Source organism: Mesorhizobium sp. B2-6-2 (assembly GCF_006440615.1).
In the GTDB taxonomy this organism is placed as follows: Bacteria; Pseudomonadota; Alphaproteobacteria; order Rhizobiales; family Rhizobiaceae; genus Mesorhizobium.
On sequence record NZ_VFUG01000001.1, the window covers coordinates 1,035,684 to 1,055,681 of the forward strand.

Here is a 19,998-nt window from a genome sequence, read left to right on the forward strand (position 1 = left end):
GAATTTCACGAGCTGCGTCGCAGCCAAGTGTCCCCGCCCGGGGTCTGTCCGCCGTACCCCATGCTACTGCGTGCCGGCGGTCGCTTCGCCCAGCAGTTTCTGGATGGTTGCCTGGTCGGCTTCGACCGGCTTGACCTCATCGCCTTCCTTCACCAGTTCCTGGCCGGCAACGATGATGCGCGCATCGGCAGGGATGCCGCCAAGCACCAAGCCGGTCGGCGTGTCGTCGACGAGGTCGATGGGGAAGAACGCAACCTTGTTGTCCTTGCCGACGGCACGGATGCCGAGGTCGCCCTTGTCGCCGAGCGTCACCACCGAGCGCGGCAGCAGCACCGCATCGGTCGGCAGCGCGCTGAGTGCGATTTCCGCCGTCATGCCGGCCGGCACGGAGCCGTCGGCATTGGGGACGGCAACCTCGACGCGGAAGGTGCGGGTCGCCGAAGAGGCGTCGCGGCTGATGTAGCGCACGGTGCCTTCGACGGTCTGGCCGCTGACCAGCCGTATGGTGGCCTTGTCCCCGAGTTTCAGGTAGCCGAGATCGCGCTCGCTGACTTCGCCGCGGGCAATCACCGGATCGAGCTTGAGGATGGTTGCCACCTCGCCGCCCTGCATGATGGAACTGCCAAGTTCCACCGGCACCCGGTCGATAACGCCGTCGAAGGGCGCCTTCACCTCGTTGCGGTCAAGTTCGGCCTGTGCCGTTTCCAGTTGCGACTGCGCCGAGGTCAGGTTCGAGCGCGCGGTGTCGAGCTGCAGCTTCGGCAGATTGCCGGTCTTCATCAGCCGCAAGGCTGCGTCCAACTCGGCCTGGCGCTGCACCACCAACTGCTTTGCATTGTCGACCATCGAGATCTTTTCTTCCGCCGCAAGCATCAGCACCAGATCCCCCGTCTTGACGTGATCGCCTTGCTTGACAGGCAGCTTGTCGATGACACCGGCGACGCGCGTCGCCAGCACCGCCCGCTTGTCGGCTTCGGTCAGCCCGGAAATGCGGATGGCGCGTGCATAGGTCTTGCGTGGCGGCGTCACCACCGCAACGGTGCGCAGCGGTGCCTTCGGCTCGGCTTCAGCCGTCTTCGGCTTGGCCGCGTCCGGCGCCTTGGCCTGTTCGGCTTCGGCTGCCTTGGCTTTGTTGGCGGCTACGCTGCCGACCGACGAAAACTCGCCTGTCGCCATCCACGCCGCGAAACCAATGAGCACAACAATGGCTGCAAGCTTGTGAAACCTGATGTTGGGCATCGTCATTTTTCCACCGCGGGTTCACCTCTGTATGAGGCAAGCGGTCCTCGTTGATGCCGGAGAAGCCAACCCAGGGAAGCGACCACGATCAGATGGCACAGAAGCTAGGCTGCGACCGTGAACCGAGAACGGCGCCAGTCAGAGAGTCCCCGCTTCAAAGAACCGGGCGTAAGGTCCATCCGCGAAGTGGAGCTGCAACTCATCAAAATTCTGCACGGTCTGGTCTAGCGCTCGCGTTTCCTGGCGCTGAAGGTTGGCTGGATCAGATAGCTCGATGGTCGGCGCGCCCAGGAAATCCCAAACCTTTCCTAAGCAAGCAGCGGGCTCGTGAAGGAGGCTCTCGTATTCCACTACGAGCAGCTGGCTCGACGTGAAGGAGTGCTCAATGCGCGCGTGGAAATCGTCCGCGGCTTTGAAGTAAGCCTCACAGTCAGCGATTGACAATCGGACGCGCGGTGGCCGAGCGGCGTCCGAACTGAATTTCAGCCATTGCCCGCTTTGTCTTGCCTGTGCAAAGGACCGTAGCGATTCTAATATATTTCGAGTTACGAGAATGACTTTGAGGGCTGGCCAACGAGTCAGTTCGGCAAAAAAAGCTGGGCGTTCGCGAAATTGGGGTTCATTGATCTTGCAGCCGACATGCGTCACTTTCTTGTAGTCTGGCGTGGGATAGCGCAAGTAGGCTTGTTCGAGGAGCTCACGATCGGTGCGTAGCAGGCGATCCTTCCCGGGCCAATTGGCATCATACTCATTGAGCAGCTCACCGTTGCTTAGTACCGTCGGATGCTCGTTTAGCAATTCCTCGAGATAGTGTGTGCCAGTCCTTGGCATCGCAAGGATCACAAAAGGCTGAGGCGTAGGCGTGGGGTGAGTCATTGCTATGTGTTTCCAGCTAGTAGCGGTCGCGAGGGTTTAGGGCAGACCAGGGCACAACAAGCTCGGCTGCTATGTCTTGAACTGGACTCAATCCTCTCGTGCCGGTCGCAGCAGCATCAACGCATCAGACGTCGACGAAACAGCGCAGCAGAGAGGAAAAACGGCAATACGGCGTACATACAAAGTGCGCCGATATGCAGCCCGACGTTGTCTGCCAAATGGCCGAGCATTACCGGACGGATCAGGTCGATAGAGTTCGCCAGCGGGGAGAAGGCCGCGACGCGCTGAAAGGCGCCTGGCAGTTGGCCGACTGGAAAGACCGCACCAGACAGGAACAGCATGGGTGTGATGACGAGCGTCTGATAGAATATAAAATAGTGGTAGCTGGGCGCGAGCGCGATGACGACCATTGCGAGGCTGGCAAAGGCAAAGCCGGTGAGAGCGACCACCGGCAGCACATAGGGCACGGACGTCCACGCCGCATAGCCCAGCGTAGCAGCAACAATGGTAATTGCCGTGCCTGCGAGAAAGGCCTTGGTGGCTGCCCACGCCAATTCACCGAGAACGATGTCGCCCAGCGTGAGTTGTGTATGCAGGATTGCTTCCCAGGTGCCCAGGTCGCGCATGCGACTGAAAACCGCGTATATTGTTTCGAAGGTCGATGCGGTCATCGCGCCTGTCGCGACCATCCCGGCTGCCAAGAAGGCAATATACGAGGCGCCTTCAACCTGACCCACCATTAGGCCAAGACCAGTACCGAGCCCGAAAAGGTAAATTAAAGGATCGGCGAGAGTACCGAGAAGAGACGCAAATGCGACCTTCTTCCACGCCAGATAGTTGCGGCGCCACACCGCAATCCAGTTCCACGCGTTGGCGGGCAGTGCCGCCGCAAGATCTTCACGCATCATTCACTTCTCCATCTCGCGTCCGGTTAGCCGCAAGAAGACGTCCTCCAGACTTGGTGGGCGCTCCAGAATCCGCAGACCTGCGCGCCCGCGAAGCTGGCCACGCACCTGCTCTGGATCGGGCGCATAGCAAAAGAGTGTCTCGCCGCTTACCTCAATGCGCTGAACGTACGGCTTGATTAGCGAAGTCAGCTCCTGCGGATTGCCGCCAAAGATCTCGATCACATTGCATCCAATATGTTCGTCTATCAACGCATGAGGGCTGCCCTCGGCAATCTTGCGTCCCCGCTCCAGTACACACAGCCGATCGCATAGCCGCTCAGCCTCTTCCATGAAGTGGGTGGTCAAAATGATTGTCTTTCCGCTCGCCAGCAGAAAACGGAGCCGCTCCCAGATCAGGTGGCGGGCGTGCGGGTCGAGGCCGGTAGTTGGCTCGTCCATTATAAGAAGTTGTGGGTCGTTGATCAGCGCGCGTGCCAACGTTAGACGCCGCTTCATGCCGCCTGACAGCTGGCCGACACGTGAGTCCGCCTTGCTCTCAAGGCGGGCAAACTCGAGGAGAGATGGAACGACCTCTTGAATCTTCCGTGTGCTCATGCCGAAGTATCGCCCGAACACCACCAGGTTCTCGCGGACCGTGAATTCCAGGTCCAGGTTGTCGAACTGCGGAACGACACCTATGCCCTTGCGGGCCAAGCGACTTCGAGCCGGCACCGGCACCCCGAGCACCGTGATCTTACCGGAGTCAGGCCGGGTCATGCCGAGGAGCATGCGGGCAATGGTGCTCTTGCCTGCACCGTTCGGCCCCAGCAGGCCGAAGCACTCTCCCGTCCCCACAGTGAAGGACAACCCTTTCACAACGAGTTTGCTGCCAAATGACTTGGTTACCTGGTCAAGGTCGATTGCTACATTGGACATACGTCTATCTCAGGCTGAAAACAGGCCAATCGGCCGGCCGGCAGCTTACTTTCGAGGTTCTGGTCCAGAGCAGCTGGTACCTGTGCTGGTCCTTGAGGAATGAGAGAAAGCGATTGTAGCAGCCGCGCAAAAAAGGGTCGAAGGCTACAGTCGCTTTCGGCTGGTTCTCGGTCTGATCGTTGATGTATGCCTAAGCTCACGACGTATTCTCTACCCAAGTGCTCAGTCGGAGCTGTGAAGAACGCCAGGCTCAACCAGCTGTGCAGAATCGCGCGAACGATCAGTACGATTCGAGCCGGCAATTCCCGGACTGCCTGTACCATTTGCCCTGGTGATCGGGTTTGCGACGATGATCGGCTTCTTGCTCCCATGGGGCTGGATGGCATTTTTGCGCGACAGCCAATCACTGTTGCTCAAGGTGCACAACGCATAAGCTTTCAAGGGAAGTAGGAGAAAGATGTTGATGAACGTGTGCAGAGAAAAGCCGAAGAACCGGACTTGGCGTGCACGCAAAGCTATCACGGTGCATCGAATGATCGTCATGCCGGCAATGATGATTGCCGTTGGCCAAGGCACCGTATTTGCCAATGCGAGCTCTGCGAGCCCGGCGAGTACAGCGACCGCGAGCAACAATGGACCGAGATTCTGTCCAATCACGTCCAACGTGAGGTAGCGATCGAGGCCCGGCAACAGGCGCAGTGCCAGCAGCGTGTCGCGGAAAGTGCTTCGTGCCCAGCGTAGTTGTTGGCGCAGATAGGGTCCCATCTTGTCCGGAACGACTGTCGCCGCGATGGCGTCCGGAACGTACTCGGTCCGAAAGCCTGCTTTCAGCATCAGGATGGTAAGATGGCGGTCCTCGCCGAAGTCGCTAGGTTTGCCCCTAAACAGCTGAGTTTCGTATTGATCCAGCAGCGACATCAGACAAGAGCGGCGGTACATTGCACAGGGGCCGCAACAGCACATGACCGCACCAAAGCGGGCCTGCGCTGCCCGTTCCTCGTTGCAAGCGAGCCAGTACTCCATGTCAATTAACCGGGTCAACCAAGTGTCGCTCCGGTTGGATGCCGTCAGCTGGCCCATGGCGGCGCCGATCGCTGGATCCCGCATCCTTGCGGTAAGTTTCGCGATCACGTCGGGCTCGAGAGTCGTGTCAGAGTCGACGCTGAGCACGAAATCTCCAGACGAACCACGGATCGCGGCGATCTGTGCTTTACGTTTGCCGACGTTGTGGGGGAGCTGAATAAAGGTGAATCTGGGGTCGTCTACGTAGGCGTGATGCACCGGCATGAGGGCGTTGCGATTTCCAGAACCGTCATCAACCACATAGACGTGCAGCTTTCCGGCGTATTCCTGGTTTGCAACCGAAGCCAGACAGGCCGAAAGTGTGCGCGGCTCCTCGTTGTAGCAGGGGATAATGACATCCACGCTCGGCCAAAGGTCGAAGGCGAGCAAGTCGTCCGAGCTTGAGGCAACGTGTCCCGGCTGCGCATAAACCGCTTGCATGCCTTTATAAACGGTCGAGAGCAGCGCGTAACACGAAACGGCGACGGTACTGGCTGTGGTAAGCGGGTCCATAGGATCTCGTTTGTTCAATGATGTTGAGGAAGGGGTCGGACTGTGAATCCGCGGTCGTGCAGCGCTGGGATCAGGCGGGACAGCGCCATAACGGTCTGGTCGCGTGGATTCCTTCGAGAGCAGTCACACCCGTCGTGAAGGAGCACAATCGCGCCCGGGCGGACCCCGGCGAGAACTGCATCGACAATCAAGTCCGCGCCGGGGCGAGACCAGTCTCGCGGATCGACTGACCAATGCAGGGGTGCCAATCCAGTGCTCGCCGAGACTTTGAGAGCTTCTTCGGTCCAGCTCCCATAGGGCGCACGAAAGTACCGCAGCGCAGCTTGGGGGCACGCCATCCTGATGGCGCTGTTCGCCTCAACTATTTCACGTTCAACTTCGCCGGGTTCGCATCTGGACAGGTCGCGATGAGTCATCGTGTGATTGGCCACTTCATGCCCATCCGCAATAATTCGCCGGACAAGCTCCGGCCGGTCTACAGCCGCGTCACCGATCAGGAAGAATGTCGCCGGTGTCCGGTGTTGCGCCAGCACGTCGAGGACCTCCGGTGTCCAAACGGGATCGGGACCGTCGTCAAACGTGAGATAGACGCTGCGCTCTTGGGTGCCGTCTGCGCAGTGACTGGACATTTCACATATGCGGTCCAGATGTTTCATAGCTCCGGACCGTTCCGCTCGATGAAGGTGCCGGACGGCCACTCGTCAATCGACCGCCCAATCGGCGAGACAAAGAGGAGATCGTCCTCCAAGCGCGTGGGCGGCAGGTCGGGATGCATGTCTGCCAGGGTCGAGCGGATGCGAACGTCCGGCACAATCTTCCCAAGCCCCACCTTGCAGAGCCTCTGGATGTGATTTCGCATTTCGTGCCGAACCTGGCCGAAAGCGAATGGAACGCCCATCTGCTGCAGCGCCGGATACAGACTGCGCAGGGACAAGCTGATGCCGAGGCCCTCAAGATCCCTACGCACCCCGTACAATCCGAGTTCGGCCACCAGCACGTCGATTTCGCCAACTTTGATGAACCGGCGCAGTAGACCGAGATGTGCCGCTACACCGTGCGTGTCCCTACCAATTGCGCGGAACTCTGGCCTCGCGCCGAACCAACTGCGGCCGCCTTCGAATCGCATTGCGGAGAAGGTGCCAGTCCCTCCATAGGTTTTGTGCAAGAAGTCTGACAGCTCGACATGCTCATGCAGTTGCAACTCGTTTTCCCAACACAACCTCCACTGCACTTCAGAGCGCATGGAAAGACCTCTGTCCGTTCCTGTTTTCCTGAGGTAAGCGCCTAATGACGGGGAGCTTGTCGCGTCGAGCCGGCGCGATATGGCTTTCGCAGGTCACCGGTGAACTTTAGCCGCACTGGACATGCGATCCGGTCGACACCGGAAGGCGTACGCCAGAAATGCTGTCCGGCACCCACGCAAGCATCAAGTTCCTTTAGGGCTTGCTTACATCTCTTGTGAGGTCCCTATGCGACGTTCAGCAAAACTGGTAAAATCGTTTGTTTCGATGAAAGGTATCCACTCTATGGATAGCCGCACGCATGCGTTTCAAGGGGCTTGATCTCAACCTTCTCGTTGTGCTGGACGCATTGCTGGCCGAGCGCACTCTCTCGGCGGCGGCACGCCGCATAAACCTAAGCCAGCCGGCCATGAGTGCGGCTGTCGCCCGGCTGCGCGACTTTTTCGGTGATGAACTGTTCAGTATGAACGGTCGAGAGCGCATCCTGACCGCACGAGCGATTGCACTTGCCCCCGCAGTCCGCGACGCTCTCCTGCGTATCCAGTCCTCGATTATTTCTTCGGATCCGTTTGACCCGGCTCGATCCGATCGACGCTTTAGGATCATTATTTCCGATTTCGCCACGCTCGTTTTTTTTGAAAAAGTCGTGGAGCGTGTCGCTCGTGAAGCCCCCGCCGTCACGTTCGAATTGCTGCCACTCGATGACTACCCAGACGAGCTCCTCCGGCGCGGCGACATCGACTTTGTAATTCTTCCGAATATGTTCATGTCGGGCGCGTTTCCAAGCGTGGCGCTTTTCGATGAGAAGCTGGTATGCGTGGGCTGTGCCGCCAACAAGCAGCTGCCACGGCAGCTTACATTTGAGAGATACCTGTCGATGAGGCACGTCTGCGTCAGGTTCGGACGTTGGCGCAAGCCCTCTATCGAGGAACTGTTCTTGCTCGAGCACGGCCTAAAAAGACGTGTCGAAGTCGAGGTGCAGGGCTTCAGCATGGTGCCGCCAATGGTGTCCGGCACAGCTCGTATTTCGTCCGTGCCCTTCCGGCTGGTTAAGCACTTCGAAAGAACGTTCCCCCTTAAGGTCGTCGAACTTCCACTGCCGCTTCCCGTTTTCACCGAAGCCGTCCAATGGCTGGCCAACCACAACGGTGATCCAGCCAGCATCTGGATGCGGGAGATAATGGTGCAGGAAGCATCCCGACTTGCTACTCCTGCGAATCCACGCGAGGCCCCCAGCGCTCCTGGATTTGTGTCGGCCGTTACCGCCCACACTCATGTTGCCTGAGGCGACAGATCGTCAGCTGATCGGCAGGTGTTGCGCTTGCAGACTGTGAGACGCCCGGAGCGAGGAGCGGAGCTCGAAGTGCATGTCTCTGGTCGGTACCTCATCCGGTTCGCATCTTGGCTGGCCTTGGTCTGAGGCCCATCGTGGGTTATGCCAGGGTTGCGGTCGATGCTCGCTTCGAAGCTCTGGTTGGAGTTGTCCTGCCATACGCTTGGGTGCAGAAGAAGTTCTCGATCAGATGACGCTTCCAGATCGAGAGGCGGCGGCAAGGCGCGCCTCGGATCGTGCTGGATTGCGATCCTGGCGCCGCGCTCGTTCAGATCGGCAATGATGGTGTTGATGTTGAACCCCGTGTCGGCGATCGGATCGCCGAAGGCGACGCCCTCGATGCGCGGGCGAAACCCCGTATCGAAGCGGCCTCCTGACGGGGGACGAAGCACACAAGTGCCGAGCGGATCGGTGAGCGCAAGGATCTTGGTCGCCATGACGACCCTGGAAAGGCCTGCGCCTGGCTTTGAGACCCCTGTTGCGCTTCCGCGGCACGCGTATCAAACTCATCGCACGGCCATGGGTGCAGCCGTGGCCGGGCTGCGGGATGAACCGTTTACGACAAGCGCCGCGGACGTTTGATCCGCATGCAGCAGCACATGCCCTGCAAACCCCGGCGGTGAGACCTGTCGCGCGATGCCTACGACAAGGTAGGCTCCGGTTACCCGTGCTCAGATCATGGCCATGCCGCCATTGACGTGGACGGTCTGGCCGCTGACGTAGGCTGCTTCATCGGAGGCGAGGTAGGCAACCGCGGACGCGACTTCAGCGCTGGTGCCCATCCGCCGGGTCGGGATCGCCGCCATAATCGCCTCTTTCTGCTTGTCGTTGAGCTTGTCGGTCATGGCCGATTCGATGAAGCCCGGGGCGACGCAGTTGACGGTGATGTTGCGGGTGGCGATCTCCTGCGCCAGAGACTTGGAGAAACCGATCATGCCGGCCTTGGAAGCTGAGTAGTTGGTCTGGCCCGAATTACCGGTGATACCCGAAACTGAAGTGATGTTGATGATGCGGCCGTGGCGGCGGCGCATCATCGGGTGGGTCAGTTCCCGGGTCAGCCGGAAAACGGCGGTCAGGTTGACCTCGAGCACTGAGTCCCAATCGGCGTCCGACATGCGCACGAACAGGCCGTCCTTGGTGATGCCGGCATTGTTGACCAGGATGTCAACCCCTTCGAGATCGGCCTCCGTCTTCTGGCCAAGCGCCTTGACCTCGTCGCGGTTCGACAGGTTGGCCGGAAACAGCTTGACCCGGTCGCCCAGTTCGTTGGCCAGCGTCTCCAGCTTTTCGATGCGCGTACCATGCAGGCCGACAATGGCGCCCTGCGCATGCAGTATCCTGGCTATCGCCTCGCCGATGCCTCCCGATGCCCCGGTGACGAGCGCCTTGCGGCCCTTCAATTCGAACATATCTTGTCCTCTTCTCTTCAGGCCGGCGAATTCGGTTTCGCCTGCCGGAAGTCTCGGCTCGATGGATGGCTTCCTGGGCGCTCCCGATCCGCGGCGACGTAATATTTTATCCAGCCAAACGGCCTTGGTGAGTTCACGCACCAATTGGGTTGCGGCGGCATCGGCCGCACGACCAGACGCGGCTCGACCGATCTGACCACCTGGAGCTGACTGGTGGACACTGGGAGAGCGTTCAGACTGTCTAGCAAGGCTCGCGGAAGGACTTTGCGGCGACATGGACGCTCACTATACGTGCTTGAACGCTAGAACTGCGTTCGTGCCCCCCATGGCAAACGCGTTGCTCATGGCCACACGCACCTTACGCTCGCGCGGCACGTTGGGCGTGACATCGAGATCGCAATCGGGGTCTGGCTCGCGATAGTTGGCGGTCGGAGGTACCACGCCCTCCTGAATCGCCATCACACAGGCGATCATTTCAATCGCGCTGGCTGCACCTAGGCAGTGACCGTGGGTGGATTTGGTGGAAGAGACGGACATCGAATGAGCATGCTCACCGAAGACTCGCTTGATCGCCGCCGTTTCGATTTGATCGTTGGCCTTGGTGCCGGTGCCGTGCGCGTTCAGGTACTCGACGTCCTCTGGATTCAGTTTCGCATCGGCAAGGCAGGCGCGCATCGCGCCTTCCGGCCCGTGAACTGCCGGCGCGGCGATGTGGGAGGCATCGGCAGACAGACCGATGCCCGCGACCTCGGCAAGAATCTTTGCACCCCGGGCGGTAGCATGCTCATAGCTTTCCAGTACGGCCATGCCCGCACCTTCGCCCAGCACCACTCCCTTCCGGTCCGCGGAGAAGGGCCGGCAAGTGTCCGGAGCGAGCACGCGCATGGCTTCCCATGCCTTCATCATCATGTACACGAACGCCGCGTCGCTGCCTCCCGCAAGCATCACGTCGGCCCGGCCATACTTGATCTGGTCTACGGCCGAGGCAATCGCATGATTGCCCGATGCACAGGCGGTGGTGACGGCGAAGACCGGCCCGCGAAGGCCGAGGCTCATGCTGACCTGGCACGCAGCCGCGCTCGGCATCGCCTTTACTCCCGAGAACAGTTCAACGCGGGACGCTCCCCCCAAAAGGACGTCGCGGTAGCCTTTCTCGGTCGCATCGAAGCCGCCGAAGCCGGCACCCACTATTGCGCCAAAGCGATGGGCATTGCCTTCATCGCAGGAGAGTCCGGACTGTCGCATGGCTTCGCGTGCTGCAAGCACGGCAAGCAGGCTGAAACGTCCCATGGAGAGCAGCTGCCGAGGCTCAATGTCGTGCTCAGGCAGCGTCTTGATCTCGGCGCCGATCGCGCCCTCCAGTCCGTGAAGCTGTGCATTGACAATGGGACCGATGGCCGATCGGCCCTCGCGCATGCCTTTCCAGATGGACCCGACATCGGTGCCCAGCCCGCACAGCCCGCCCAGTCCAGTGATGACGACCCGGCGATCCATTCAAGCCGCCTTGTTGAGCAAGCCGCGGATGGCTTCCACCATGTCCCCGACAGTTTGGAGATCAGACCACGCATCGGCCGAGTTCATCTCGATCTTGATGCCGTACGCCTGCTCGAGATCCCAGAGCACGTCCGCCAACCCCAGTGAATCGATCCCGAGCGCAGTCACTTCGTTCGCAGTGGTTATTTCGCCGACGGATGCTGCAGTCGTTCCCTCGGCGTTCTCCGATTCGATGCGCTTCCTGATTATCTCAATGACTTCCGTTATAAGTTGATCAGACATTTGTCTCTTTCCATTTCAGCTTGTTTTTACGTGGCGCGACATAACTCCTTGAGCCGCGCGCATCGGGGAACCAGCCATCAAACTTCTGCAACTGAAGAAGCTTAACGCCCATGGAGCCGGATAAGTCCGGCTGGCCTGCGGCGCAGGCCGCGATGGCGAAGAATCTTGCTGGGAGGCCGTAGCCACTCGGGACGGATATGCAGCCCCGAAGCTTCACAGCTCCGGACCGTTGCGGTCGATCAGCGTGCCGGAGGGCCATTCGTCCATGGAGCGTCCAATTGGCGATACCAACACGAGTACGTCATCCAGGCGCGTGGACGGCAGGTCGTGATGCACATTTGCGCGGCTCGAACGGACCCGGACGCCTGGCACAATGGTGGCTATGCCCTCTCTGCAGTACCTCTCAACATGGTTACGCATGGCGTGCCGAACCGTGCCGAAAGCGAAGGGAACCCCCATCTGCTGCAGGACGGGATATACGGCGCGCATAGAAAAGCTGATTCCGAGCTTCTCAAGATCCTGACGAACGCCATACAGGCCCAACTCAGCCACAAGAACATCGACGTCGCCAACCTTGATGAAGCGGCGCAGTATTCCGATGTGTGCCGCTACGCCCTCAGGGTCGCTGGCAATAAGGCGGAGTTCGGGTCTTGCGCCGGCCCAACTGCGGCCACCTTCGAATGGCTTTGCGCCGAAGACCCCGTTTCGTCCATAGATCTTTCGGAAGAAATCGGAGAGCTCGACATGGTCGGCCACTTGCAAGCTATTTTCCCAGCATAACCTCCACTGCACGGCAGAGCGCATGGAAGAATTTCTCCTTTCGGGTTGTCCTTAAGACGCTCATCACGGCATAGAGGCAGCGGTGATCGGTGCGTCAGGTGTTTGTCCATGCGAGATTTCAGCACAATGATAAAATCCTTTGTTTCGATGGAAGGTATCCACTCTATGGATAGCCGCAGAAATGCGTTTCAGGGGGCTTGATCTCAATCTTCTCGTCGTGCTGGACGCATTGCTGGCCGAGCGCAATCTCTCGGCGGCGGCACGCCGGATCAATCTCAGTCAGCCGGCGATGAGTGCGGCCGTCGCCCGACTGCGCGATTTTTTCGGCGATGAACTGTTCAGCATGAACGGCCGCGAACGTATTCTGACGTCACGTGCGGCAGCACTTGGCCCCGCAGTTCGCGACGCTCTGCTGCACATCCAGCGTACGATTATTTCTTCCGATCCGTTTGACCCGGCTCGATCCGATCGTCGCTTCAGGATCACTATTTCCGATTTCGCCACGCTCGTTTTTTTTGAGAAAGTCGTGGAGCGTGTTGCCCGGGAAGCCCCCGCCGTCAGTTTCGAATTGCTGCCTGTCAACGATAGCCCCGATGAGCTCCTCGGGCGCGGCGACGTCGATTTTGTAGTTCTTCCAGATTTGTTCACGTCGAGCGCGCATTCGAGCGTGGCCTTGTTCGACGAGAGGCTCGTATGCGTCGGCTGTCCCACGAACAGGCAGCTGAGACGGCAACTTACATTCGAGAGATACCTGTCGATGAGGCACGTCTCGGTCAGGTTCGGACGTTCGCTGATGCCGTCCGTCGAGGAATGGTTCTTACTCGAGCATGGTCTTAAAAGACGTGTCGAGGTGGCCGTGCAGGGCTTCAGCATGATCCCACCCATGGTGTCCGGCACGGCTCGTATTGCGACCATGCCCTTCCGGCTGGTTAAGCACTTCGAAAAAACCTTCCCCCTTCAGATTGTGGAACTTCCGCTGCCGCTTCCTGCTTTCACCGAAGCGGTCCAATGGCCAGCACTCCATAATACCGATCCGGCAAGCGTCTGGATGCGCGAGGTAATGATGCAGGAGGCAGCTCGCATGGCTGTTCCGCTGTGACAACACGCGAGGCTTTACACGTCCATTTCGCTTTCTACCTCTTCGACCAACTGCTTTCGCGTCGACAGCACGCGCTGGATGAAATCAATACTGGCGGCAAGCGCGCCAGCGAGCTCGTCAATCGTGCACACTTCCTCTACCAGTTCGAACGAGAAGGGTCCCGCATAGCCATGGTCAAGCAGCGCCTGGATCTGACTGGCATTGTCAGAACCTCCAAGAAGGCGATCCGGGCAAATCCAGAACATCGGGTCGTTCACGCCTGAAATGTGCGCCAGTCCGGTAAGCTCGCCAAACAAGGAGGCCTCGCCGGCGAGCGTGTGGTGGAACGTATCGTGCATCAGGCGAAACACGGTCTGGCCGTCAACCGCGGCAATCGCCTCGACCGCTTCCTTCTTTGATCGGAGCGAGCAGGTTCGAAAGCCCAGCGGCTCAATCAGGCCGACAAGGCCGCGCGATTGGAGGACCGGCTTGAGCGCGTTTAGAGCGAGGCGGAGACAGTCATGGCGCTCGCCAGCGCTGGCGCGCGAGCCGTGGTTGACTGGCACCAGCACGACCGTCTTGGCCCCGCACGCCGCAGCGTAGTCGGCCAGCTTGCTCGCCTCCGCCCGGCGGATGGCAGTCCAGTCGTCGAAGCGCTGCAAAGCGTTCATCGAAATTATCGTGACGCCGGCTTCGGTAGCGGCCGAGCGGACCTCAGCAGCCGGAATGGCGCGTGCAACAGGATTGCTGAAACGATGGTCACGGATTTGAACATCGGTCAGGCCCTGATCACGCGCAATTGCGAAAATTGCACTGACGTCGACAGAAGGCGCCGCCATGTCTTCCAGCGCAAAGCGGGGAGATACCTGGCGCATGGGCTTGGCTTTTCCTTCAAAAAGTGCGGCGCCAGTCTTGTCTGGCTTCTCCGCGCGCCCCACCGCAGGCGGATGCACAAAGCTGATTGGAGCAGGCTAGTCAATCGAGCGATTCTTGCATTTATGATAGAAAATTGGCACGCACTGATAGAATCACATCATTCAGATATTCTCCGGCACATAGATATCGAACGGCAGAAATGTCTGGCCCGATGTCTCCGCCGTGCCGTTCTTGAGGGCGCGGTCCATCAGCAGCATCAGCTCCTGGCAAAGTCGGCGCAGTGGCGTGGCGAGCGCCATCGTGACGATGTCATCCGCGAGAGCCGCCCGTGACTCCGGCGTGATTTCATTCACGATCACGACGAGATCCTGACCGTTGCACTCGTCCCGGAGCGCGGAGATGGCACCCTCCATGCCACCGCCGGCCACGTAGAACCCGACGAGCTCAGGTTCCCGCTGCATAAGATGCAGTAGCGCCTCGTAAGTGATCTGTCGTTTCTCAAAGTTCAAGAGCGTATCGAGCACCTCGAATGCTGGCTCGTTCTCACGGAAATAGGAGCGGAAGCCGCTTTCCCGCAGCTCATGACTCTGGAAACGGTGGCTGCCGACAAACACCGCCACTTTGCCAGGCCGTTTAGCGGCTTTGGAGAACATCCAAGCTGCCGTGCGCCCGACCCTGTGGTTGTTGAGACCTACGTAGCCCTCGCGCGCGCCAGCGGCGAAGTCAGAAAGCAGCGAGAAAACCGGGATGCCTTTTGCCTTGAGCTCCTCGACTGCCGCCGTGATCTTAGGGTGGTCTGGCGCCACCATGCCGATCGCGTGACAGCGCCTACCAAGATTCCTGAGGCTAGCCGCCAGCTCCCCGGGCGAATGCGAAGGCGCGAATTCGATAACCGGAGTGCCATGGAAGGTCTCGGCCGAAGTAACCGCTGCTTCGACCTCGCGCGCGAAATCTTGGTAGAAATGCTGGGCCGGCTTTCTCAGGATGAAGCCTAGCCGGTACTGCGGCAGGTCCCGTTGCAAGCGCTGTTTGATGAGACCCGCCGCATGATAGCCGATCGCGTGGGCGGCTTCATTGACCAGCCGCGCGGTCCGCTCCCGCACCGGAAGACGATCGTTCAGGACGCGATCGACCGTTGCTACGCTCACTCCGGCTTCGCGGGCGAGATCGGCAATTGTGGGGCGCTTGGCCGTCGCGCCAATTCTGATCGGCTGTCCCTGTGTCATCGGCCCGGTCCCGGCGACGGTTCCGGGCGGCAACGTGAAGATTTCGACATGCTCCACGATCGGCAACCTATCCAATGAACAGCGCTCAAGGAGCAACCGAGCATTCGTCGCTCTCGGTTTCGTTTGCGTAAGGCATCCATGTTTCTTGATTCACCGCATTGGCGCTTCTGATCTTGTGTCTCGCGACGCGCTGTTTAGAGCCGCGAGCCGATTGTTTCGTGCTGATGACAGCGCGGCGACTTGATTGGTCGCGCTGCAGCAATCTTGCTGGGGCGGGGTGGCCGGTTTAGTCTCTCGGCAAGCTCCCGCAGAAGGCGGCTTTCATGCGCGCTTCGTCCAATTCGCCTTCCCAGCGGGCGACGACGAGCGCAGCCACCGCGTTACCCACTACATTCGTCAGCGCTCGGCATTCGGACATGAAGCGGTCCACACCAAGGATCAGAGCCATCCCAGCAACGGGAACAGTTGGTATTACGGAAAGCGTGGCGGCCAACGTGACGAAGCCAGCCCCCGTAATACCTGCGGCACCCTTCGAGGAAAGCATCGCGACGACCAACAGGAGAATCTGATCGGCAACCGACAAATGCGTGTTCGTTGCCTGGGCGATGAAGAGGGCGGCAAGCGTCATATAGATATTGGTACCGTCCAGATTGAAGGAATATCCCGTCGGGATGACGAGACCCACGACGGAACGCTTGGCGCCTGCCTTCTCCATTTTCTCCATGAGCGAGGGCAGCGCAGCCTCCGAGGAGGACGTTGCCAGGACCAGCAGCAGCTCTTCCTTGATGTATCGCACGAGAGAAAAGATTGAGAAACCGTTGTATCGGCACACCGCGCCAAGAATCCCGAACACGAAGACGAATGCGGTGAAATAGAACGTCGCGACCAGCATGGCGAGGTTGGCCACTGAACCGATGCCATATTTGCCGATTGTGAAGGCCATGGCGCCGAAAGCGCCGACGGGCGCGGCCTGCATCAGGATGCCGACCAGCTTGAACACCGGCGCGAGTAGCGCTTGAAGCAAGGAAAGCACAGGCTTGCCGGTGTCTCCGGCCATCGCCAGAGCGCTGCCGAACAGAATCGAGAAGAACAGGACCTGCAGGATGTTGCCTTCGGCGAAGGCACCAACGATAGTTGACGGGATGATGTTCATGAGGAAGCCGGTCACCGACTGATCGTGGACCTTGGCCACATAGCCCTGCACGGCCTGGCCATCGAGCGAGGCCGGATCGATATCGAGGCCAGAGCCGGGTTGAACGACATTGGCGACAATGAGACCGACGATCAATGCGAGGCTCGAGAAGGTGAGGAAATAGATCATCGCCTTGCCGGCGACCCGGCCGACCTTCTTGAGATCGTTCATGCCCGCAATGCCGGTCGTTACGGTTAGAAAGATCACAGGTGCGATAATCATCTTCACGAGCTTGATGAAAGCATCGCCCAGCGGCTTCAGAGCCTCTCCGGTGCCCGGATACAAATAGCCGACTGCGACACCGAGGGCGATGGCGGTAAGCACCTGCACGTACAGTTGGGCGTAGAAGGCCTTGCGGGCTGGGGGACCGGCGCTTCGAATCGGTGGAGCCAACAGCTTTTCTCTCCCTGACCGGATCGGGGTGGGCCTCCTCCCTTCCCGCGCTTCTCCATCGCGGCGCTCCGGTCGAGCGCTGCTGTCGTTTCGGCTGCAAGCGTCGTGCCAAGTGGAAATCCCGCGCCCAATCGTGCATGTTCAGACGCTCGGTCACCCGGTGTCCCCGAGGTTTGTGCGGGTTTCCGCACTGGCTGCCTGATCCTGGGCGAAATCCCGCACTTAGGCTCGGCATTGTGCCGCGTCGAAGCAATACGGTCCGGTAGAAGAAAGAGGATTGACAGGGCGCCGTGCAGTAATTGCTTTGCCTGGCAGAGCGGCCGCCGGTTGTGTCTCTGGCGCCCCGATGTCCCCGCTTCCTTGTCGTATTTGCGACCGACCGCCACCGGAGTGGAGGATCACCTACACGAGCGTGCTCTGGCCGCGCTCCCGCCGAAGCAGAGCGTCTCGAAGGGGCCGTCGACAGACCGATTGATCCCGCGGGTCCTGGCGCAACCGTGTGATTGAGGAGATGCTTTGCAGCACGAACACTGAAGCCCGCACGACGACAACTTCGCGCCATGGCACGCGCCAGCCTGCTCTCGTGGGAATGGCATCAAATAGCGAGGAATGAACGATTGTCGCGGTCACTCAGCGAGCCGGAACCAGGAGGACGTCGGCAGCGATTGCCGGCGATAGAAGCGCGCAAATGCGTCGGCTCGCTCAGCGCGCCAGGCACCCTCGAGACGCCGGGGCAAACATCTTTGCCGTTCCCATCGATCTCCTAGAATCTGAATGATGGATTCTATCATAGCCTCTCTCATCCTTTCAGAAATGCAAGGAAGTTCGGTTGATTGGCCACATCGTTCCGAGCAGCTGTTGACTGCCCATCTCGTTCCGAGCAGCAGTGGTGGCCACCGGAAGAGCCTGTAGAGCGCCCCGATTCACTAAGGATAGTCCAGCTATGCATCGAGCATCGCCTCCCGCATTTTTCGTGCCTGCCTTTCATCGGACCCTGACCGAAGCCAAAAACCGAGACCTACTTTTCGTCTTATGCCTCCTGCGGAACTCCGGCGTGCTGCCGCCAACCCCGCGTCACGATTGTTTCTATCGACGTCCCAAGCACTCGTGGCTCCGACGCGCGAGCAAGTGCGCCAATCTGCGGCGGCCTACGGGGCGAAGAAACTCATGCCGGTCCCGGCCAACGGTGGCTGGGGCGCCGATGCCATTTGACCAGGGCCTCTACGCCCGGCGACGTCGCAGGCCCACATGGCGCGGCGTTGCTGTCGCGGCCCGGAATGGAGGATGACATGCTAAATCATGACAACAATCGCCAATCTGAAGAAAGTGCTGAGCAGACGCCGTCATGCTGCCCATCGCTTCACGACGCCAAAATGGAATCCGCTACTCTGCCGTCACGTGAGAGCGAGCTTGCCGGCGTAGTGGAAATATTTACTACAGCACTTGCCGCCCCCTCCGCGCTCGATGTCACGTTGACAAAGGTCGTAGATATTCTGCGATCGTTTCTGCCGATGCGGCACGGCATCATCTCTCTCTTAAACAGTCATGGCGAACTGGAAATCTTCGGCGCCGGCTCGAGCGAGAGCCGCCGTGTGCCGCGGAACGCGATCGACCACATTATGAGGGCGGGCACGCCCCTGGTCACCGAGAACATCGCCTTTCATTCGGCTTTCACCGCCGCCGACACGGACGTGCTCGGGGTCTCCAACAACGCAGCAGTGTCCTTCATCGGCGTTCCCATTCGCGTCGATGCGGATGTCGTGGGCACACTGACCATCGACCACGTACTGGGCGAAGACCCAAGAGCTTGGCTCGATCACAACCTCTATCTGCTCAACCAAATCGCTAATTTGGTAGGTCAGACAGTCAAGTTTCGTCGCTCCCTAGGGGGCGGTCGCCAGCAACCCATGGCCCAGCACGACTTGCAGCCAAAGCAGAACCAACCGGCGCGGCAGCGTAACAAGATTCACATCGAGGGGATGATTGGCGACAGTTTGCCGTTTCGCGATCTGATTGAGAATATCCAGGTCGTAGCCAAGCTCAAGATTGCGGTTCTGTTGCGAGGCGAGTCGGGTACCGGGAAGGAGAAGGTCGCCAAGGCCCTCCATGATTTGTCGCCGCGCGCCAAACGCCCCTTCATCAAGGTCAATTGCGCTGCGCTATCCGAGACAGTCCTGGAATCCGAATTGTTCGGTCACGAGAAGGGCGCATTCACAAGCGCGTTCAACTCGCGCAAGGGGCGCTTTGAGCTCGCCGACAAAGGGACGCTGTTCCTGGACGAGATCGGCGAGATCTCGCCATCGTTCCAGGCAAAGCTCTTGCGTGTGCTGCAGGAGCAGGAGTTCGAGCGCGTCGGCGGCAACCAGACCGTCAAAGTCGATGTTCGGATCATCGCTGCCACGAACAAGAACCTGGAAGAGGCAGTTGCCAGAAATGAGTTCCGGGAGGACCTCTATTACCGCATCAATGTGTTTACGGTGCGGGTGCCGGCGCTGCGCGAAAGGCGCAGTGATATTCCGCTCCTCGCAGCCGAGTTTCTCAAAAATTTCAATGATGAGAACGGCGTTACGATGACCCTCGATCCCGGTGCGGTTGAAGTGCTGATGAACTGTGATTTTCCCGGCAACATTCGCGAGCTCCAGAACTGCGTGTATCGGACAGCCGTTCTGGCGATGGGGGCATCGATAGGGAGAGGCGACTTTGCATGCTGCCAAGGCCAATGCTTCGCAGCGGCGCTGCATAAGGTCAGATCCGTCAGCCTGGCGCTGCAATCGCGTCCGATGTTGCCGGCGCCAGGGGGTGCGGCCATAACGCCGGCTGCTGCCGGTACGTCTCCCTCCGTCGCAGTCCCGCCTGAGACTACAGGGGAGCCGCCACTCAGCAGGATAGCTCACTTGAACGGTACGAGAACGACCGGTGCTGAAGCTGTCATCGCGGCCATGGAAAGATGTGGCTGGGTCCAGGCAAAGGCGGCACGCCTGCTTGGACTGACGCCGCGCCAGATTGGCTACACGCTGAGGAAATACGGCATTGAGATCAAACGTCTGTGAAGAATCAACCGAACCAGATGAAGCCTTGGTGCTTTGGCGCCTTGAGACGAGCGATGTGGGGTCCCCGCGTCGCCATTTCGATTCGATCGACCCAGGCAAGAACATGGGGCCATGACGCTTTGCTACCTAGC

The 19,998-nt window shown here is 59.7% G+C and carries 17 protein-coding genes and 1 pseudogene; 3 read left to right on the forward strand and 15 right to left on the reverse strand.

The features are described from left to right. Window positions 1-63: 63 nt before the first annotated feature. The 7 genes from FJ419_RS04960 to FJ419_RS04990 form a co-directional block, all read right to left on the reverse strand. On the reverse strand, window positions 64-1,239 hold the full coding sequence (locus tag FJ419_RS04960) for an efflux RND transporter periplasmic adaptor subunit (protein WP_086081372.1): 1,176 nt from the start codon (window positions 1,237-1,239) through the stop codon (window positions 64-66). Window positions 1,240-1,377: 138 nt separating this feature from the next. Beyond that, on the reverse strand, window positions 1,378-2,115 hold the full coding sequence (locus FJ419_RS04965; protein ID WP_064993564.1) for a sulfotransferase: 738 nt from the start codon (window positions 2,113-2,115) through the stop codon (window positions 1,378-1,380). A gap of 116 nt (window positions 2,116-2,231) precedes the next feature. After that, complete coding sequence (locus FJ419_RS04970) at window positions 2,232-3,020, reverse strand: ABC transporter permease (protein ID WP_064993578.1); 789 nt, start codon at window positions 3,018-3,020, stop codon at window positions 2,232-2,234. A 3-nt stretch (window positions 3,021-3,023) separates the two neighbouring features. Then, window positions 3,024-3,938, reverse strand: coding sequence for a nodulation factor ABC transporter ATP-binding protein NodI (nodI, locus tag FJ419_RS04975; RefSeq protein ID WP_064993563.1), 915 nt, complete (start codon window positions 3,936-3,938; stop codon window positions 3,024-3,026). A gap of 222 nt (window positions 3,939-4,160) precedes the next feature. Continuing rightward, complete coding sequence (nodC, locus tag FJ419_RS04980) at window positions 4,161-5,513, reverse strand: chitooligosaccharide synthase NodC (protein ID WP_064993562.1); 1,353 nt, start codon at window positions 5,511-5,513, stop codon at window positions 4,161-4,163. 14 nt (window positions 5,514-5,527) lie between these two features. After that, complete coding sequence (nodB, locus tag FJ419_RS04985; RefSeq protein WP_064993561.1) at window positions 5,528-6,169, reverse strand: chitooligosaccharide deacetylase NodB; 642 nt, start codon at window positions 6,167-6,169, stop codon at window positions 5,528-5,530. Next, on the reverse strand, window positions 6,166-6,756 hold the full coding sequence (locus FJ419_RS04990; protein ID WP_064993560.1) for a NodA family N-acyltransferase: 591 nt from the start codon (window positions 6,754-6,756) through the stop codon (window positions 6,166-6,168). The genes nodB and FJ419_RS04990 overlap by 4 nt, the downstream gene beginning before the upstream one ends. A gap of 299 nt (window positions 6,757-7,055) precedes the next feature. Between FJ419_RS04990 and FJ419_RS04995 the strand changes: the two genes are divergently transcribed. Continuing rightward, complete coding sequence (locus FJ419_RS04995) at window positions 7,056-8,039, forward strand: LysR family transcriptional regulator (RefSeq protein WP_064993559.1); 984 nt, start codon at window positions 7,056-7,058, stop codon at window positions 8,037-8,039. On the opposite strand, the gene FJ419_RS30685 is transcribed toward FJ419_RS04995, so the two are convergent. From FJ419_RS30685 to FJ419_RS05020, 5 genes are all read right to left on the reverse strand, one after another. Then, window positions 8,027-8,524: a hypothetical protein gene (locus FJ419_RS30685; protein ID WP_064993558.1), complete on the reverse strand. Its 498-nt coding sequence runs from the start codon at window positions 8,522-8,524 to the stop codon at window positions 8,027-8,029. The genes FJ419_RS04995 and FJ419_RS30685 overlap by 13 nt on opposite strands. 234 nt (window positions 8,525-8,758) lie before the next feature. Continuing rightward, entirely contained in the window at window positions 8,759-9,496 is a 738-nt protein-coding gene (fabG, locus tag FJ419_RS05005) for a 3-oxoacyl-[acyl-carrier-protein] reductase (protein WP_064993557.1), read from the reverse strand. A gap of 285 nt (window positions 9,497-9,781) precedes the next feature. After that, a complete protein-coding gene (locus tag FJ419_RS05010; RefSeq protein ID WP_064993556.1) occupies window positions 9,782-10,990 on the reverse strand; it encodes a beta-ketoacyl-[acyl-carrier-protein] synthase family protein in 1,209 nt (402 codons plus the stop codon). Further along, complete coding sequence (locus FJ419_RS05015; protein WP_064993555.1) at window positions 10,991-11,272, reverse strand: acyl carrier protein; 282 nt, start codon at window positions 11,270-11,272, stop codon at window positions 10,991-10,993. A gap of 213 nt (window positions 11,273-11,485) precedes the next feature. Then, window positions 11,486-12,076, reverse strand: a complete 591-nt coding sequence (locus tag FJ419_RS05020) for a NodA family N-acyltransferase (protein ID WP_064993554.1) — start codon at window positions 12,074-12,076, stop codon at window positions 11,486-11,488. Window positions 12,077-12,233: 157 nt separating this feature from the next. Here FJ419_RS05020 and FJ419_RS05025 point away from each other — a divergent pair, with 157 nt between their 5' ends. Next, entirely contained in the window at window positions 12,234-13,151 is a 918-nt protein-coding gene (locus FJ419_RS05025; RefSeq protein ID WP_064993553.1) for a LysR family transcriptional regulator, read from the forward strand. A gap of 14 nt (window positions 13,152-13,165) precedes the next feature. On the opposite strand, the gene FJ419_RS05030 is transcribed toward FJ419_RS05025, so the two are convergent. The 3 genes and pseudogenes from FJ419_RS05030 to FJ419_RS05040 all read right to left on the reverse strand — a co-directional run bounded on the left by FJ419_RS05030 (window position 13,166) and on the right by FJ419_RS05040 (window position 16,820). Next, a complete protein-coding gene (locus FJ419_RS05030; protein WP_064993577.1) occupies window positions 13,166-14,005 on the reverse strand; it encodes a TIM barrel protein in 840 nt (279 codons plus the stop codon). Window positions 14,006-14,167: 162 nt separating this feature from the next. Further along, window positions 14,168-15,232, reverse strand: a complete 1,065-nt coding sequence (locus FJ419_RS05035; protein ID WP_064993576.1) for a LacI family DNA-binding transcriptional regulator — start codon at window positions 15,230-15,232, stop codon at window positions 14,168-14,170. 194 nt (window positions 15,233-15,426) lie between these two features. Beyond that, a pseudogene (locus tag FJ419_RS05040) lies at window positions 15,427-16,820 on the reverse strand (dicarboxylate/amino acid:cation symporter). 1,286 nt (window positions 16,821-18,106) lie between these two features. Here FJ419_RS05040 and nifA point away from each other — a divergent pair. Beyond that, the gene (gene nifA, locus FJ419_RS05045; protein ID WP_064993575.1) at window positions 18,107-19,867 is read left to right on the forward strand and encodes a nif-specific transcriptional activator NifA; all 1,761 of its coding nucleotides are present in this window, start codon (window positions 18,107-18,109) and stop codon (window positions 19,865-19,867) included. Window positions 19,868-19,998 lie beyond the last annotated feature (131 nt).